At 74.5% G+C, this 17,133-nt stretch carries 15 protein-coding genes (1 of these 15 running past the window's edge); 5 read left to right on the forward strand and 10 right to left on the reverse strand.

Going from position 1 to position 17,133, the window contains the following annotated elements; translation table 11 throughout:
• Positions 1–2: 2 nt before the first annotated feature.
• A complete protein-coding gene (gene metK, locus ACIF6L_RS28275; protein ID WP_329486768.1) occupies positions 3–1,211 on the forward strand; it encodes a methionine adenosyltransferase in 1,209 nt (402 codons plus the stop codon).
• Between the two features lie 133 nt (positions 1,212–1,344).
• Entirely contained in the window at positions 1,345–3,435 is a 2,091-nt protein-coding gene (locus tag ACIF6L_RS28280) for a primosomal protein N' (protein WP_396489653.1), read from the forward strand.
• 119 nt (positions 3,436–3,554) lie between these two features.
• Here the strand turns inward: ACIF6L_RS28280 and ACIF6L_RS28285 are convergent, their stop codons facing one another.
• Positions 3,555–4,166: a hypothetical protein gene (locus ACIF6L_RS28285; RefSeq protein ID WP_329486766.1), complete on the reverse strand. Its 612-nt coding sequence runs from the start codon at positions 4,164–4,166 to the stop codon at positions 3,555–3,557.
• A gap of 394 nt (positions 4,167–4,560) precedes the next feature.
• Between ACIF6L_RS28285 and def the strand changes: the two genes are divergently transcribed.
• The 3 genes from def (at position 4,561) to ACIF6L_RS28300 (ending at position 7,788) form a co-directional block, all read left to right on the forward strand.
• Complete coding sequence (gene def / locus ACIF6L_RS28290; protein WP_352290778.1) at positions 4,561–5,106, forward strand: peptide deformylase; 546 nt, start codon at positions 4,561–4,563, stop codon at positions 5,104–5,106.
• A 53-nt stretch (positions 5,107–5,159) separates the two neighbouring features.
• Positions 5,160–6,107, forward strand: coding sequence for a methionyl-tRNA formyltransferase (gene fmt, locus ACIF6L_RS28295; protein ID WP_329486764.1), 948 nt, complete (start codon positions 5,160–5,162; stop codon positions 6,105–6,107).
• A 247-nt stretch (positions 6,108–6,354) separates the two neighbouring features.
• Complete coding sequence (locus tag ACIF6L_RS28300) at positions 6,355–7,788, forward strand: RsmB/NOP family class I SAM-dependent RNA methyltransferase (RefSeq protein WP_396489656.1); 1,434 nt, start codon at positions 6,355–6,357, stop codon at positions 7,786–7,788.
• A gap of 71 nt (positions 7,789–7,859) precedes the next feature.
• Here ACIF6L_RS28300 and ACIF6L_RS28305 read toward each other — a convergent pair whose 3' ends face one another.
• From ACIF6L_RS28305 to ACIF6L_RS28345, 9 genes are all read right to left on the reverse strand, one after another.
• Complete coding sequence (locus ACIF6L_RS28305) at positions 7,860–8,324, reverse strand: hypothetical protein (RefSeq protein ID WP_396489658.1); 465 nt, start codon at positions 8,322–8,324, stop codon at positions 7,860–7,862.
• Positions 8,325–8,548: 224 nt separating this feature from the next.
• Positions 8,549–9,022, reverse strand: coding sequence for a MarR family winged helix-turn-helix transcriptional regulator (locus ACIF6L_RS28310; protein ID WP_396489660.1), 474 nt, complete (start codon positions 9,020–9,022; stop codon positions 8,549–8,551).
• An 89-nt stretch (positions 9,023–9,111) separates the two neighbouring features.
• Positions 9,112–9,465 carry a DUF6204 family protein gene (locus tag ACIF6L_RS28315; protein ID WP_359809638.1) on the reverse strand — a complete coding sequence of 118 codons (354 nt, stop codon included), beginning with the start codon at positions 9,463–9,465 and terminating at the stop codon, positions 9,112–9,114.
• Between the two features lie 123 nt (positions 9,466–9,588).
• Positions 9,589–10,860, reverse strand: a complete 1,272-nt coding sequence (locus ACIF6L_RS28320) for an MFS transporter (protein WP_396489837.1) — start codon at positions 10,858–10,860, stop codon at positions 9,589–9,591.
• A gap of 2 nt (positions 10,861–10,862) precedes the next feature.
• A complete protein-coding gene (locus ACIF6L_RS28325) occupies positions 10,863–11,510 on the reverse strand; it encodes a GNAT family N-acetyltransferase (RefSeq protein WP_396489662.1) in 648 nt (215 codons plus the stop codon).
• Positions 11,507–12,760, reverse strand: a complete 1,254-nt coding sequence (locus tag ACIF6L_RS28330) for a type III PLP-dependent enzyme (RefSeq protein ID WP_396489664.1) — start codon at positions 12,758–12,760, stop codon at positions 11,507–11,509. The genes ACIF6L_RS28325 and ACIF6L_RS28330 overlap by 4 nt, the downstream gene beginning before the upstream one ends.
• Before the next feature lie 21 nt (positions 12,761–12,781).
• Complete coding sequence (locus ACIF6L_RS28335) at positions 12,782–14,095, reverse strand: DUF6271 family protein (protein WP_359809672.1); 1,314 nt, start codon at positions 14,093–14,095, stop codon at positions 12,782–12,784.
• A 14-nt stretch (positions 14,096–14,109) separates the two neighbouring features.
• Positions 14,110–15,216: a phytanoyl-CoA dioxygenase family protein gene (locus tag ACIF6L_RS28340; protein WP_359809633.1), complete on the reverse strand. Its 1,107-nt coding sequence runs from the start codon at positions 15,214–15,216 to the stop codon at positions 14,110–14,112.
• Positions 15,217–16,093: 877 nt separating this feature from the next.
• Positions 16,094–17,133 carry the end of a helix-turn-helix domain-containing protein gene (locus ACIF6L_RS28345; RefSeq protein ID WP_396492605.1) on the reverse strand. It continues 1,210 nt past the right edge of the window, so only the last 1,040 of its 2,250 coding nucleotides appear in the window; its start codon lies off the right edge, out of view; its stop codon occupies positions 16,094–16,096.

The raw sequence follows: 17,133 nt of genomic DNA on the forward strand, positions 1-17,133 counted from the left end.
CTGTGTCTCGCCGCCTGTTCACCTCGGAATCCGTGACCGAGGGACACCCCGACAAGATCGCTGACCAGATCAGCGACACCATCCTTGACGCTCTCCTGCGAGAGGACCCGACGTCCCGGGTCGCCGTGGAGACGCTCATCACCACCGGCCAGGTGCACGTGGCCGGCGAGGTGACCACCAAGGCTTACGCGCCGATCGCGCAGCTCGTCCGGGACAAGATCCTGGAGATCGGCTACGACAGCTCCAAGAAGGGCTTCGACGGCGCCTCCTGCGGCGTCTCGGTGTCCATCGGTGCCCAGTCGCCCGACATCGCACAGGGTGTCGACACGGCGTACGAGGCCCGGGTGGAGGGTGACGAGGACGACCTGGACAAGCAGGGCGCCGGTGACCAGGGCCTGATGTTCGGCTACGCGTCCGACGAGACGCCCGAGCTCATGCCGCTGCCGATCACCCTGGCGCACCGCCTCTCGCGTCGCCTCTCCGAGGTCCGCAAGAACGGGACGATCCCGTACCTGCGCCCCGACGGCAAGACCCAGGTCACCATCGAGTACGACGGCGACAAGGCCGTCCGCCTCGACACCGTGGTCGTCTCCTCGCAGCACGCAAGCGACATCGACCTCGACTCGCTGCTCACCCCGGACATCCGCGAGTTCGTCGTGGAGCCGGAGCTCAAGGCGCTCGCCGAGCAGGGCATCAAGCTCGTGACCGAGGGCTACCGCCTGCTGGTCAACCCGACCGGGCGCTTCGAGATCGGCGGCCCGATGGGCGACGCCGGCCTCACCGGCCGCAAGATCATCATCGACACCTACGGCGGCTTCGCCCGGCACGGCGGCGGCGCCTTCTCCGGCAAGGACCCGTCCAAGGTGGACCGCTCGGCCGCCTACGCGATGCGCTGGGTGGCGAAGAACATCGTCGCCGCCGGCCTCGCCAGCCGCGCCGAGGTGCAGGTCGCGTACGCGATCGGCAAGGCCGAGCCGGTCGGCCTCTTCGTGGAGACCTTCGGCACCGAGACCGTGCCGGTGCTCACCATCCAGAAGGCCGTCACCGACGTGTTCGACCTTCGCCCGGCCGCGATCATCCGCGACCTGGACCTGCTCCGCCCGATCTACTCGCAGACCGCCGCGTACGGCCACTTCGGCCGTGAGCTGCCGGACTTCACCTGGGAGCGGACCGACCGGGTCGAGCAGCTGAAGAAGGCCGTACAGGACTGACCCGCGGTCGGCCCGACCGATCGGACCGCAGGCGGCGGCCGCCCCGACACGGGGGCGGCCGCCGCCTGCGGCGTTCCCCGGTCGGGGGCCGGTACGGGCGTCATGTCGGTGTGACCTGGTAGTACTGGGAGCGATGAGCAGCACGCAGGGGAGTGACGAGGCCGGGGCGGCGCCGGAGCAGCTTGCCTTCATCCGGGAGACGGTCCGCCGGGCCAAGCCCCGGACGTGGCACGGCGCCAAGCGGGCCGCGCACCTGCCGGTGGCCCGGGTGGTGGTCGACAAGGGCGTCCTGACCATCGACAAGTTCTTCGACTACGAGGTGCCAGCCGCGATGGCGGACGACGCCCGGCCCGGCGTCCGGGTGCGGGTGCGTTTCGGGGCGCGGGTGGTGAAGGGCCAGCGCGAGGGCGGGGAGCTGCACGACGGGTTCATCGTCGAGCGGCTGGAGAAGAGCGACTTCCCCGGTCCGCTGGCGCCGCTCGCCCAGGTGCTCTCGCCCGAACCGGTCCTCACCCCGCAGCTGCTCCGGCTCTGCCGCACCGTCGCCGACCGGTACGCCGGCACCCTGGCGGACGTCCTCCAGCTGGCCGTACCGCCCCGGCACGCCAAGGCCGAGGCCGAGCCCTCGCCGCCGCCCGGCCCGCTGCCCGGGGCACCGCAGCCCGGCGGCTGGTCCCGCTACCCCGCCGGGCCCGACTTCCTCGCCGCGCTGGCCGCCGGCGGCCAGCCGCGCGCGGTCTGGACGGCGCTGCCCGGCCCCGGCTGGCCCTACGAGATCGCCCGGGCGGTCGCCGCCACGCTGGCGAGCGGGCGGGGCGCACTGGTCGTGCTGCCGGAGGGCCGGTCGGTGGCGCGGGTCGACCAGGCGCTGACCGAGCTGCTGGGGGAGGGCATGCACGCGACCCTGGCGGCCGACCTCGGCCCCCGCGAGCGCTACCGGCGCTGGCTCACGGTGAGCCGCGGCTCGGTGCGCGCCGCCATCGGCACCCGCGCCGCCATGTTCGCGCCGGTGCACGACCTCGGGCTGGTGGTCGTCTGGTCGGACGGCGACAGCAGCCACAGCGATCCGCGCAGCCCGCACCCGCACGTGCGGGAGGTGGCGCTGCTGCGCGCGGCGGAGGAGGGCGCCGGCGTCCTGCTCGGCGGGCACGCCGTCACGGTCGAGGGCGCGCAGCTGGTCAGCACCGGCTGGGCCCGGCCGCTGGTGGCCGACCGGGAGACCGTCCGGCAGGTGGCGCCGAGGGTCCGTACCGTCACCGACCAGGACCAGCACCGGGACGCCGCCGCCCAGGCCGCCCGGCTGCCCTCGGTGGCCTGGGAGGTGGCCCGGGAGGCCCTGGCGAGCGGCGGCCCCGTGCTCATCCAGGTGCCGCGCCGCGGCTACGTGCCCCGGCTGTCCTGCGGGAACTGCCGCACGCCGGCGCGCTGCCGCCGCTGCGAGGGCCCGCTGGAGGCCTCGGCCGCCGACGCGCCGCTGCAGTGCGGGTGGTGCGGGGAGGGCGCGGCCGACTGGCACTGCCAGGAGTGCGGCTCGTTCCGGCTGCGGGCCCAGGTGATCGGCGCCCGGCGCACGGCGGAGGAGCTGGGCAAGGCGTTCCCGCGCATCCCGGTCCGGACCTCCGGGCGGGACGCGGTGCTGGCGACCGTCCCCGCCGAGCCCGCCCTGGTGATCTCCACCCCGGGCGCCGAGCCGGTGGTGGAGGGCGGCAGCGGCTACGCGGCCGCCCTGCTGCTGGACGGCTGGGCACTGCTCGGCCGCCCGGACCTGCGGGCCGGTGAGGAGACGCTGCGGCTCTGGCTGACCGCCGCCGCGCTGGTGAAGCCGTCGACGGAGGGCGGCGCGGTGGTCGTGGTGGCCGAGCCGACCGCGCGGCCGGTGCAGGCGCTGGTCCGCTGGGACCCGCTCGGCCACGCCGGGATGGAGCTGGAGGAGCGGGCGCAGCTGCACTTCCCCCCGGTGTCGCGGATGGCCTCGGTCAGCGGTAGCCCGGCGGCGGTGGCGGATCTGCTCGGGCTGATCCGGCTGCCCTCCGAGGCGGATGTGCTGGGGCCGGTGCCGGCGCCCGCGCTGCGGGGGGAGGAGCAGGAGCGGGCGCTGTTGCGGGTGCCGCCCGGGCAGGGCGCGGCGCTGGCGACGGCGCTGAAGGCGGCGCAGATCGCGCGGATCGCGCTGCGGACGCCGGAGGCGGTGAAGGTGCGGATCGATCCGACGGACATCGGGTGAGGTCCGGGGGGCGGTCGGGTGGCGTCGGCCGGGGTGTCGGGTGGTTTCGGTCGGCGTCGGCCGGGCGGGGCCCGTGCGGTTCGGCGTGATCGGCCGGACCGCACGGGCTGCCGTCGGGCTCAGCCGCGCAGGGGGATGCCGGGGCGGTCCAGGGCGCCCCGGTCGTGGGTAGGGCGGTCGTGCGCCGCCGCGCGCTCCAGTACGGCCCGGTCCAGGGCGCTGCGGTCCAGGCCGCCCTGGCGGGCCGCCGGGACGGTCGCGGCCAGTCCGGTCGGGGCGGGAGCGGCGGCCGGCAGCTCCTCGGAGCGGTCCGGCCGGGTCGGACCGGGCACCCCCGGGACGCCGCCGGCCGGCACCCCGCCGGCCGCCAGCAGCTCGCTGGTCGGCCGGCGCATCCCGTAGCGCCGGTGCACCGCCTGCTTGGTGACCCCGAGGGCCGAGCCCACCGAGTCCCAGGAGAAACCCAGCGCGCGGTCGAACTCGACCGCCGCCGCGACCAGCGTCTCCACGCTCTCGCGCAGCTCCTGCGCCAGCCGCACCGTCGGCGCGGGCGCCCGCCCGTACACCACGAACCCGGCCGAAGTACTGGGGCGGCGCGGACGGTAGACGTTGCCCAGCTGGGCGGTGAGCGTCCGCAGCGCGTCGACCTGCCGCCGGACCCGCTCGATGTCCCGCACCAGCAGGTGCAGGCTCGCCCGCGCCCGGGCGTCGTGATTGATCTGCTCGGCCATGGCCTACGTGCCACCTTCCGTACGGTTCAGCTCGGCCGGAACGTGATGTCCCGCGCGTTCCGGCCCCGGTCAATCTCACTTGACCAACGCCGGACCGCCCGCCGGGGTCACGCAGCCGGGCCGACTCGGGATATGCCAGAACACGGTGCCGGGAGCCGAAGGCCTGCGCGGGAGCGGTGCGGAGGGGCGGGCGGTGCCGCGATCCGATTGCATAGACTTGGCCGGTGGTCGGCCCGTCGGGCGGTCGTGGGCGGGTCGGTGACCGGTCGGTGACCGGTCCGTGGCCCGAACTCCCGGGGCCCGCCCGTGGCACGCCGAACGCCCGAAACCCGAACGCCGAAGTCCCGCACCTCCCGCACTCCTCAACTCCCCGACGGACAGGAGCCCGTACGCCGTGGCGATCCAGCCGATCCGCATCTTCGGAGACCCCGTCCTGCGGGCCACCGCCCAGCCGGTGACCACCTTCGACAAGGAACTGCGCAACCTGGTCCGGGATCTCACCGAGACCATGCTCGACGCCCCCGGCGCCGGTCTGGCGGCTCCCCAACTCGGCGTCTCCCTGCGGGTGTTCACCTATCACGTGGACGGCGTCACCGGGCACCTGATCAACCCCGACCTGTCGCTGACCGAGGAGGAGCAGGACGGCCCCGAGGGCTGCCTCTCGCTGCCCGGCCTGCGCTACGACACCAGGCGCGCGTACGGCGTGGTCGCCAAGGGCTTCACCATGTACGGCGATCCGGTCACGGTCGAGGGCACCGAGCTGCTCGCCCGCTGCATCCAGCACGAGACCGACCACCTCGACGGCATCATCTTCATCGACCGCCTCGACCGTGAGCGGCGCAAGGAAGCGCTGAAGGCGATCCGCGAAGCGGACTGGGGCGAGGGCCCCGCGCCCGTCGTCCGGGTCTCCCCACACAGCACCTTCGGCTCCGCGCGCTGACCACCACCCCGGTCGCCGCTCCTACGGAATTCCCGCTACCAGAAAGGCCCTTGATGCGCCTCGTGTTCGCCGGCACCCCCGAGGTCGCCGTTCCCGCCCTGGACGCCCTGCTCGCCTCCGACCGGCACGAGGTCGTCGCGGTGGTCACCCGCCCCGACGCCCCCGCCGGACGCGGGCGCAAGCTGGTCGCCAGCCCCGTCGCCCAGCGCGCCGAGGAGGCCGGGATCGAGGTCCTCAAGCCGGTGAAGCCCAGCGACCCGGAATTCATCGCCCGCCTCACCGAACTCGCCCCCGACTGCTGCCCGGTGGTCGCGTACGGCGCGCTGCTGCGCCCCGGCGCGCTGGAGATCCCCAAGCACGGCTGGGTCAACCTGCACTTCTCGCTGCTCCCGGCCTGGCGCGGCGCCGCCCCCGTGCAGCACGCGGTGCTGGCCGGCGACGAGGTCACCGGCGCGTCCACCTTCCTGATCGAGCAGGGCCTGGACTCCGGTCCGGTCTACGGCGTCATCACCGAGGAGATCCGTCCGGCCGACACCAGCGGCGAGCTGCTCGACCGGCTCGCGCACTCCGGCGCCCGGCTGCTCGCCGCCACCATGGACGGGATCGCCGACGGCTCGCTGCACGCCGTCCCGCAGCCCGCCGAGGGCATCACGCTCGCGCCGAAGCTCACCGTCGAGGACGCCCGGATCGACTGGGCCCACCCCGCCCTGCGGATCGACCGCGTGGTCCGCGGCTGCGCCCCCGCCCCCGGCGCCTGGACGCTGTTCCGCGGTGAGCGGCTCAAGGTCTCCGGCCCGGTGAAGCTGCTGGCGGACGCCTCCGCGCTCGCCCCCGGGGAGCTGGCCGTCGGCAAGAACAGCATCCGGGTCGGCACCGGCAGCCACGAGATCGAGCTGGGCGAGGTGCAGCCGCAGGGCAAGAAGCCGATGCGCGCGGCCGACTGGGCCCGGGGGGCGCGTATCGAGTCCGGCGAGCGCTTCGAGGACGCCGCGCGCCCGTAGGACGGCGCTTCCGCCGGGACAGCGCTTCCGTGCCGGATGCCGTGCCGCCGGATGCCGTGCCGCCGGTCCCGCCTCGCCCGGGCGGGGCCGCCGGGCCCGGCGCGGGAGCGGTGCGGCGCGGGTCCGGGGTCCGGCACGGGCCGGGGCCGGGGTGTACCTTCGGACGAGTCTCCCCGGGCGACGAGTCTCCCCGGACCATGGGGAATACTGTTCGTTCGATAACCACCGCAGCACTTTGAGGCACCTTTTGAGCACTCCCAGCGCCGGCCGCGCGCCCCGTCCGCACCGTCGTCCCAAGAAGGACCCGGCGCGCATCGTCGCGTTCCGCGCCCTGCGGGCCGTCGACGAGCGCGACGCCTACGCCAACCTGATCCTGCCGTCCCTCCTGCGCGAAGCCGAGCAGAAGGGCATGGACCGGCGCGACGCCGCCCTCGCCACCGAGCTGGTCTACGGCACGCTGCGCCTCCAGGGCACCTACGACGCCGTCATCGCCGCCTGCATCGACCGGCCGCTCAGCAAGGTCGACCCGCCGGTCCTGGACGTCCTGTCGCTCGGCGCCCACCAGCTGCTCACCACCCGCATCCCCAGCCACGCCGCCGTCTCGGCGACCGTCGAGCTGGCCCGGGTGGTCCTCGGCGACGGCAAGGCCAAGTTCGTCAACGCCGTCCTGCGCCGGATCAGCGCCCACGACCTGGACGCCTGGATCGCCAAGGTCGCCCCGCCGTACGAGAAGGACGCCGAGGACCACCTCGCCGTCGTCCACTCGCACCCCCGCTGGGTGGTCGCCGCCCTCTGGGACTCGCTCGGCCGCTGGCAGCCCGACGCCTCCGACCGCACCGCGATCGAGGAGCTGCTGCGCGCCGACAACGAGCGCCCCGAGGTCACCCTGGTCGCCCGCCCCGGCCGGATCGCCGTCGCCGACCTCGCCGAGGCGCTGCCCGAGGCCGAGCCCGGCCGCTGGTCCCCGTTCGCGCTCCGGCTCGCCGAGGGCGGCGACCCGGGCGCGCTCCCGGCCGTCCGGGAGAACCGCGCCGGCGTCCAGGACGAGGGCAGCCAGCTGGTCGCGCTCGCCCTGGCCGCCGCGCCGCTCGACGGCCCGGACCGGGTATGGCTGGACGGCTGCGCCGGCCCCGGCGGCAAGGCCGCGATGCTCGCCGCCCTGGCCGCCCAGCGCGGCGCCGCCCTGGTGGCCAGTGAGAAGCAGCCGCACCGGGCCCGGCTGGTGGCCCGCACGCTGGAGGGCAACCCCGGCCCGTACACCGTGATCGCCGCCGACGGCACCCGCCCCGCGTGGCGCGCCGACAGCTTCGACCGGGTGCTCGTGGACGTTCCCTGCTCCGGCCTCGGCGCGCTGCGCCGCCGCCCCGAGGCGCGCTGGCGCCGCCGGCCGGCGGACGTCGCCGCCTTCGGCCCGCTCCAGCGCGACCTGCTGCGCGGCGCCATCGACGCCACCCGGATCGGCGGCGTCGTCGGCTACGCGACCTGCTCGCCGCACCTCGCCGAGACCAGGGCCGTGGTGGACGACGTGCTGCGGGAGCAGGGTGGCCGGGTCGAGTGGATCGACGCCCGCCCGCTGCTGCCCGGCGTGCCGTCGCTGGGCGAGGGCCCGGACGTCCAGCTCTGGCCGCACCTGCACGGCACCGACGCGATGTACCTGGCGCTGCTGCGCCGGACGGCGTAGCCGGGAGGCGGGGCAAGGAGGGCCGGTCGCGGGTGCGGCCGGCCCTCCGGCGTCTGCCGGGGGCCGGTTCGTCAGGGCGTCGCGAGTGCGGCGAGGAGTGCGGCGGCCTGGTGGCGGAGCCGGTCGAGCGGGAGGTCGTCGCAGTAGAGGTCCGCACCGGGGATGCTGAAGGAGCCGAACCGGTGCACCGCTTGGTAGGCGAGGTACGGGCGGTGGCCGGCGCGGAGGTCCAGGCCGCACGTGAGGGTGGCGAAGTGGCCCTGGTCGCCCTCGCTGTCGGGGGCGGCGAGGTACCACTCGGCCTCGAACGGCTCGGGGCCGGACGGCAGCTCCACGAGGGCTCGGGCCAGCGCGCGGACGTCGTCGGCCGTGTCGAACAGCAGCGACTCGGACACGTACGGGGAGGCCGCGAGCAACTCCCACCCGGCAGGGGTGCGGTGGACGGCGAGCGTGGAGGTGCCCTCGGCGGACGTCCAGTGGCAGAGCAGCGGCGGGTCGGTCAGGTCCATCCGGTCCGTCCGGTCTACTCGGTCCATCGGGGGCCTCCGGGGCGGGGCGTTCGGTCGCGTCGCCGCGTTGCCGGAGGCGCTGGAGCAGTCGGCGGCCGGTGTTGGCGGTGGCGTCGGCCGCCGCCTGCTCGGCGCGGGTGAGGAGGGCGGTGCCGTGGGCGCCGAGTGCGCCGGTCAGGAAGGGGCCCGCCTGGGTCAGCGGGTCAGCGATCCCGGTGCCCGACAGATGGGACGACCCGGTCATGATCCGCTCAGGCGGACGGCGGCGGGTCGGTGGTCAGGGGGCGGTCGGTGAGGCCGGTGCCGCCGAGGCGGGTGGTCAGGCCGGCGAACAGGGTGACGTCCTCCGGGCTCCAGGAGGGCGCGGCGAACAGCTCGTCGGCGACGCGTTCGGCGCTGGCGCGGATGTCCCGGAGCAGGGTGCGGCCGGTGTCGGTGAGCGCCGCGTAGGCGACCCGGGCGTCCCGGGCGTCCGGCTCGCGGGTCACCAGGCCGATGCGTTCCAGCGGGGCGAGCCCCCGGGTGACGCCGGAGGCGGTGAGGCCGAGCGCCTCGGCGAGGTCCACCCGGCGCATCCGGCCGCCGGGCGCCTGGCCCAGCCGGAGCAGCAGGGTGAAATCGGCCAGGCTGACCCCGTGCAGGCCGCTCAGGCTCGCGTCGAACCGCCGTACCAGGGCCGCCTGCGCCCGGACCAGGCGCAGGGCCGCGTCCAATGTGGAACTCATTGCCACCTCCTTGACTGCTCAAGTATAGCTGGGGACTGAGCCGTCGAGGAGGTGGCGGAGCGGGGGGTGCGGGATCGTGCGGGGTGGGATCAGGCGGTGCGGGCGGCTCGGCGTTGGCGCTTGCCGACGGCGGCCTGGGAGAGGTCCTCGGCCTGCGACCGGAGGTTCTTGTAGCCGTAGCCGTGTTCGTCGAGCCAGGCCTTCGCCGCCCCCTCGGCCCGGTCGGCGGCCTCCAGGATGTCCTCCTCGGCCTCGCCCGAGTCCAGGAAGCGGAAGGTGAAGGCGGGGCGCGAGGCGAGGTCGTAGCTGAGGTGCCCCTCGGGTGTGAACGACGCGTACAGCACGTCGTGTTCGGCCGCGCGGGCGAGGAGTTCGGCGTGCTGGTCGGCGTCGAGGCCGTCGAAGGAGCCGCGGACGGTGACGCGGAAGGTGCGAGTGGTCATCCCTCGACCCTAGCCATCGGGGCCGGTCCGGTTCCACCGCGTTTCACCGGTGGGCGGCCCCGGGGTAGCCGGTGGTCGGGCCCGGGGCACCGGGTGGGATCCCACCCGGTGCCCCGGGCGGGCTCAGGCCTCGCGCAGGGCGGCCTCGGGCGGCGCGAGGCCGTCGGGGCCGGCGGAGGCCGGCGCGGCGGGCTCCGCGTCGTCCGCGTCGTCCGCGCCGCCCAGCGCGGGCCAGCGGATCTGCGTCGCGCAGAGTGAGACGACGGCGGCGGACGCGGCCACCGCGGCCATGCCCCACACCAGGCTGCTGCCGTTGGCGATGAAGCCGATCACCGCCGGCCCCGCGAGCAGGCCCGTCGTCCCGGTGGCGGCGACCAGCGCCAGCGCGTCCGAGCCCTGCCGGGCGGCGGCCACGTAGATGCACGGGGTCACGGCCGCGACGCCCAGCCCCACGCAGGCGAACCCGAGCAGTGTCGGCACCACCCCGCCGGCCAGCAGCGCGAGCGCCAGGCCGCCGCCCGCCAGCAGGCTGCCGAAGCGGACGATCCGCCCGTCGCCGAAGCGGGTGCGCCAGCCGTCGGCGAAGATCCGGGCCGCCACCATCATGACCGAGACGACGGCGATGCCCAGCGGGGCCAGCTGGGGCGCCGCGTTGACGACATCCTTCAGGTAGAGGGCCGACCAGTCGTTCATGGCGCCCTCGGTGATGGTGCCGAACACCATCGCCAGGCCCATCCAGATCGTCACCCGCGAGGGCAGCGTCAGCCCGCGTCGCTTCTTCGGCGCCTGCGGCTCGGCGGCCTCCGGCGCTTCCGCGGCCGCCTTCTGGTCATCCGTCAGCATGCCCGTCTGGGCGAGCCCGAGGAGCAGCAGGAGGACGACGGCGGCGAGGCCGAAGTGCACGGACAGTGTGGTGGTGAAGGCGTTGACGCCGGAGGCGAGCAGGGCCGCGAGCAGCGAGCCGGCGCTGAAGGTGGCATGCAGCCTGGACATCGCCGTCCGCCGGTACTTGACCTCCAGGGCGGCGCCCTGCGCGTTCATCGCGACGTTCAGGCAGCCGACCGCGATGCCGTCGAAGCAGGCCACCACCAGGGTCACCGGGTAGTTGGGCGCCACGGTGAGTCCGAGCAGCACCAGGCCCAGGGCGAGCGCCGACAGGGTGGCGAGCAGCCGTGAACCGAGCCGCTTCATCAGCGCCGCGACCAGCGGGAAGGACACCGCCGCGCCCACCCCGCAGACCATCAGCAGCAGGCCGAGTTCGGCCTCGCTCAGGTCCAGCCGGCTCTTCAGCGCGGGCAGGCGGGAGACCCACGTCGCGTACTGGAAGCCGAGGAAGCAGAACAGGGCCGCGATGGCCAGTTGGGCTCGGCGGTAGTCGTCGCGCAGGCGGAGCATGTTCATCGAACCACTTCGTCTTTCAGGGGCGACCCGGGGAGCGGGCCGTGGGGGTGCCGCGGCGTCCCGGAGCCGGCTGCGGCGAGCAGGGCCGTGGGGGTGGGAGCCGCCGGGAGGGGAGGCGCGGCGGGGGGAGCCGTGCGCAGGGACATCGACATGTAGACCGCCTGGGGGCCGTAGCTCGCCGGGAGTTCGACCTCCGGCTCGGCGCGGTAGCCCAGCGGGGCCCAGAGGACTTCGCTGCCCCGGACGGCCACCAGCGAGATGGTCTCGAACCGCCGCAGCCGGGCCGTTCGCGCGAGGTGGCCGAGCACCAGGGGCGCGAGCCCCCGGCCGCGCAGTTCCTCGGCGATCACCAGGTCGTGCGCGTGCATGTTGGTGGACCGGACGCCGGCGGCGTCCGGCCGGCTCAGGTCCGGGCACGCGTGGAGCGGGTAGGGCAGGGCGAGCAGGTAGCCGCCGAGGCGCCCCCGGTGCTCCACCGCGAAGCAGGTGGTGGGCGAGGCCCGGCCCCGGGACTCCAGCGCCGCCCGCCCCTCGGACAGACCGCTCGCGCTGTAGGCGCGGGCCTCCAGTGCCACGACCTCGTCCCAGTCGTCGGCGGCCAGCAGTCGGACGCGGACGCCCTCGGCGATCTCGTCGGCCATCATGCGGGACCTCCCTCGGAGACGGGAACGGGGGTGCGGGCAGGCGCAGGGGTGGGGCGGCCGGTGCTGTCGGTCCGGCGGACGCAGGTGTACGGGAGCGGCTCGAACCCGTTGAAGCCCTGGGTCGTGTACGCCGTGGCGTAGGCACCGCAGGAGAAGATCCAGACCGGATCCCCGGAGGCGGCGGCCGCCGGCACCGCGACGAGGCCGTCGTCGTCGGTGTACGCGTCGTCGCTGTCGCAGGTCGGGCCCGCGACGACGGCCGGTAGGTAGCCGCCCTCGGTGGCGGAGTCCCGCGGGTGGGTGGGGAACTCCATCCGGTACTGCAGTTCGTCCATCTCGTACAGGCCGTTGAACTTGCCGCAGCCCAGGTAGAGCCAGTGCTGCCGCTCGCCGTCGAGCTGCTGCCGGGAGGTCAACCGGGCGACCTGGGTCCGGATGGCGCCGTGGTCCGCGACCAGGTGGCGCCCCGGCTCCAGGAGGAAGTCCAGCGGCGCCGCCGACACCTCCCGGAGTCGCTGCATGCCCTCCCGGAGTACGGCGAACATCTTGTCCACCGGCGGGTCGAGCGGCCGGCCCCGCTTGTCGAGGACGCCGAGGGCGGGTAGGCCGCCGCCGAGGTTGACGTGGTCCAGCAGGATGCCCCGCCGGTCCAGCTCCTCGACCACGGCGGTGAGCGAGTCCAGCGCGCTCTGCCAGGCGTCGGAGGTCATCTGCTGCGACCCGACGTGGACGGAGAGCCCCGACGGGGTCAGCCCCGCCGCGCGCGCCTCCTCCAGGACCAGGACGGCGTCCGCCGGTGAGCAGCCGAACTTCCGGCTCAGGCCCCAGAGCGCGCCGTCCCCGGTGGTGGCGACCCGGCAGAACACCCGGGCACCCGGGGCGTGGACGGCGAGCGCCGCGACGTCCTCCAGGCTGTCCGTCGCGAAGTCCCGGACGCCGAGCCGGTACGCCTCGGCGATGTTGCGGTCGGACTTGATGGTGTTGCCGTAGTGGATCCGCTCGACCGGGACGCCGGTGCGCAGGGCCTGGGCGATCTCCTGCGGGCCGGCCGCGTCGAAGCCGGCGCCCAGCTCCGCCAGGTGGGCGAGGACCTCGTCCACCGGGCACGCCTTCATGGCGAAGCGGACGGCGATGCCCGGCAGTTCGCGCAGCAGCGCCGTGTACTGGCCCTCGATCCCGTCCAGGTCGTAGTAGATCCGGTCGTCGGTCGCGGCCGCCAGGGCGGCGCGCAGAAGTGTGTTCTCAGACATCGTCGATAGCTCCAGGCCCGGTCAGCGGGCCAGCTGCTCGGGGCCGGTGGCCTTGCACGCCCGCACCAGCGGACCCCACGCCCCGATCAGCAGTGCGAAGTCCTCGGTGTCCGCCTGCGCCTCGTCGAGCAGGCGGTCCCGCAGGGTGAGCAGATGGTCGGCGAACTCGGCGTACTTGCCGCCGAGTCGGCGGTAGGCGCCGTCCAGGACGGACAGCCGGCGGACGTTCTCCGTCCGGTCCGTCCCGATGCTGCGCCGGACGGAGTCGGCGATCACGGCGACCCGTACGCGGTGCTCGTCGTCGAGCAGCGCACCGCCCGCCGCCTCCATGTCGAAGTACACCGGGTAGAGGTAGAGCATCGACAGCAGGAACTTGGTGAACCGCAGCTGGTAGGCGGTGAATCCGGCGCCCGTGCGGCGCTCGGGGGTGTAGTAGTTCACGATGTGCCGGTTGTGCACCACGCCGGGCAGGGTGGCGTCGCGCACCACGTGCAGGAGGAAGTAGTCGCTGCCGATGGTGTCGGTCGCGGACGGCAGCGGCAGGCGCTCGTACACCGCGTGGTCGAAGCCGATGTTGCACATGTCGACCCGCCAGATGTCCGGGAGGTCCAGGACGGCGCGGTCCTCGGTGAACGGGTCGGTGCCGCCGCCGACGAAGGAGTCGTCGACCAGCTCCCGCTTCTCCTCCTCCGACGCCCCGGCCGGCGCCCAGAGCGCGACGACCTCGTCGTAGACGGCCGGGTCCAGCTCGCGGATCTCGCCGATGTCGACGGAGAGTTCACCGACGAAGGAGCCGCCGACCATCGCCACCGGCTTCTCGGCGTGCGCCGGGTCGAGGGCGTTCTCGGTGACGCCGGCCGCCGCGTCGGCCGCCCGCTTCCCGAGGGACAGCAGCTCGTGGTGGATCGGGAAGACCGGCTTCCCGTCCAGGACCTGGTAGTGGCTGTCGGAGTCCCGGCGGTGGACGGAGCGGCAGCCGAGGGCGGCGGCGATCAGGAACGCCCGGTTGGTGCAGGCGCCGTAGGAGACGGCGTCCGGCAGCATCAGGTCGAGCACCCGGGCCGGTTCGGCGACCGCGGCGGCGTCGATCACCCGCCGCAGGAACGTCCGCTGCCGGGCTTCGTCGAGGTGGTGCACGACCACGCCCGCCGCCCCGGGCAGCGCGTCCACGGCCTTCGCGTGGACGGCGAACGTCGGCTCGTCGGAGGAGTCCAGCACCAGCAGGTGCACCTCGACGCCGAACTGCGCGGCGGCGTAGGCGGCTTCCTCGCCGATGGACGCGATGGTGTCGGCGCAGGCCCGGTTGGTGGGCAGGGTCAGGCAGATCCTGTCCACGCCGGTGGCCCGGTTCACGCGTCGCCGTCCGGGGTGCTGTGTCGGACGGTGTGCTGTGCGGTGTGCTGTGCGGTGTTCGGCTCGGTCTCCGGTCCGGTGCGCTGCTCGGCGTGCCAGGACTCCAGGCCCAGCAGTTTGGCGCCGAGGTCGCTCAGCCCGGCCTTGCCGTAGCGCAGCGACTCGTGCTTCCGCGGGTCGCCCACCAGCGTCTTGTTCCACGTCGGGGTGGAGAGGTCGCGCCAGGAGGCGATCCGCGAGGCCTTGAGCTCCTCGTGCTCCTCCAGCGCCGGCATCATCGAGAGGTACTGGACCGCCCGGACGCCCTGCTCCGAGGTGTTGCGGGCCACGCCGTGGGCGAGTAGGCCGTTCCAGATCAGCAGGTCGCCGGCCTTCAACTCGGGCCGCACGACCGGGAACTCCGCACGGTCGACGGCGGGCCGGATCGGGTCGCGGTCGGCCGGCTGAGCGGCCTGCCACTGGTTGAACCGCCGGAACAGCTCGGGGTTGCACTGGAAGCCGCCGTGGTCCGGCCGGGTGTCGTTGAGCGCGATGATCCCCTGGACGCGCTGCGGCAGGATGCCGAGCGTGGTGTCGACGTCCCAGTGCAGCTCGATGTCGAAGCCCTTGTCCGTCGCCTCGATCAGCGCGCGGTCACGGTTGCCGACGTTCGGCGGGTTGAGGTTGAGCCGGTCCAGCGTCACCCAGAGCTCTTCGCAGTCCCAGACGTCGACGAACGCGTCGTAGACCCGCTGCGCCTGGCGGCTGTCCCAGATCAGCTGGTGCTGGTAGGCCTCGACGAAGCCGTAGATGTGCAGGTGCTGGGCCAGTTCGTCGGCGAACTCCCGCTCCTCGTACCAGGTCTCCGGCCGCTCCGGGTCCAGGCCCTGGAAGTCCCAGGCGAAGTCCAGCAGCCGCTTCGCCGCCTCGGCCGGGATCGCCTCCCGGACGACGACGTAGCCGTACGTCTGCCAGAACGAGTAGTCCTCCTCGGAGAGCACGCGCAGCGGCCGCGCCTTCTCGATGTCCTTCAGCGGTGTCCTGGCGAGATAGGTCTCGCCGTCGTTGCTGAAGTACGGGGTGTCGGAGGCGGCCCGATACAGGTATCCGTCAGGCTTCGGCATGCAATCACTCCAGAGGTCGGGAAACTACTGCGGCCGGGACGCAGCGCCGGTTCACGGGGCGGCTCCTGCGCCCGTACGCACCGCCGTTCCGTTCCGCCGCGCGCACGGCGGCATCGCCGCAGGGCGGCGTCGGAGGACGGCCGACCGGCGGCAACGCGTGCTCGGGCGCGGACGGTTCGGGGCGCGGTGGCCACGAACGGCCGGCGGCGGACGGCTCCTGGGAGAGCGCGGCCGAAGGCGCCGGTCGGGTGAAGGGTGAAGGTGAAGGGGGAGAGGGCGGAGGGTGGTTGATCGGGGTGTCGGGCGACGGGGCTTCGGACAGCGGGGAGGTTGCGGGTCTCGCGGTTCCCGGCGGCGCTCAGCGCGCGTGCGGTTCCTGCGGGGGTGGCGGGCCCGGTCGGGCCCTCGGGGCTGTCGCATCCAGGGACGGACCGCCCGTTTCCCGCGGGGACGGGGCCGGGATTCCTTCCTCCTTCTTGTGTTCGAAGCCCCCGACGCGTCGTTGACGCCCTCGGTGGACATGCGGCGGCGTCGGCCAACTCGCGTGTCCGGCACGGGGCATCGCCGGGACTTCCCACCTCGTCAAACTTGCTTCCCCTACGGTGGACTAGACCAACTTGTGGTGTCAACCCTTCTCCGGAGGAGGCTCGCGGCCGCCGTCGTGATCCGTGGGAACGGGCGGTGACCAGGCCGGAGTTGCGGCGGAGGAACGGCCTGCGCGGCCGGTGGCGACCCCTGCCCGAAGGCGCCGGGCGGTTGCCCTTTCGGGCAACCGGGGCATGAGCGGCCGCCGGGTCGGCGTTGGTGACGGGGATGGCGACGGGGATGGCGACGGCGCTGGAGCCGGTGGCGGGCCGGGAGCCGGCCTGTCCGGCGCCTAGCGGGCGTGGTCCTCGCGCCGAGCGTGGTCGTCCGAAGGGCGGCCCTGGGCGGTGCCGGTCGGTGGGGCCGGGTGGTCGGCCGGGGTCTGCTGCGCCGTCCAGGCCAGCAGCAGTCGCAGCGCGTCCTCGGACGGGCTGCCGGGCTCGGGCGCGTAGGTGATCAGCGCCTGGGCCGGGTCGTCGGCCGCCCGCAGGGTCTCGTAGGCCAATTCGAGCGTGCCGACCACCGGGTGGTGGAAGCGCTTGACCCCGGACGTCTTGTCCCGCACCGGGCGTTCGGCCCACCAGGTGCGGAACTCCCGGCTCTTCATCGCGAGTTCACCGATCAGCTCGCGCAGTCGCGGATCGTCGGGCCGGCGGCCCGCCTCCATGCCCAGATGGGCCACGTTCCCCCGCGCGCACTCGTCCCAGTCCGCGTACAGGGAACGGGACTCGGGGTGCAGGAAGGTGATCCTGGCGATGTTGCGCGCGGCGGGTTCCAGGGCCGCGAAGTCGCCGAACAGCGCGCTCGCCGCCCGGTTCCAGGCCAGCACGTCCATCCGCTGCCCCATCACCAGCGCGGGCAGCTCCGGGAGGGACCGCAGGAGGGTCCGCAGCATCGGCCGGACGCGCTGCGGACCCTCCGCCGCCGGCGCGGCCCGCCGCGTGGCGGCGGCCGGGCGGGCGATCCGGTGCAGGTGCCGGGTCTCCTGCTCCTCCAGGCGCAGCGCCCGGGCCAGCGCGTCGAGCACCGCCGGCGAGGCGTTGCGGACCCGGCCCTGTTCCATCCGGGTGTAGTAGTCGACGCTGACCCCGGCGAGTTCGGCGATCTCCTCGCGGCGCAGGCCGGCGACCCGCCGCCGGGCGCCCGCGCCGGGCAGGCCGACCTCCTGGGGCAGCAGCCGGGCGCGGCGGGAACGCAGGAAGACGCCGAGGGCGGTCGGGGAACTCATGTGCCGATTCTGGCCGACGCGCCGCCGTCGTGGGGGGGGGGGGGGGGGGCGCGGCCGGGGGGGCGGGCGGGGGGGGGGGGGGGGGGGGGGGGGCGGGCGGGGCG

The organism is Kitasatospora sp. NPDC086009, from assembly GCF_044540385.1.
Classification (GTDB): Bacteria; Actinomycetota; Actinomycetes; order Streptomycetales; family Streptomycetaceae; genus Kitasatospora.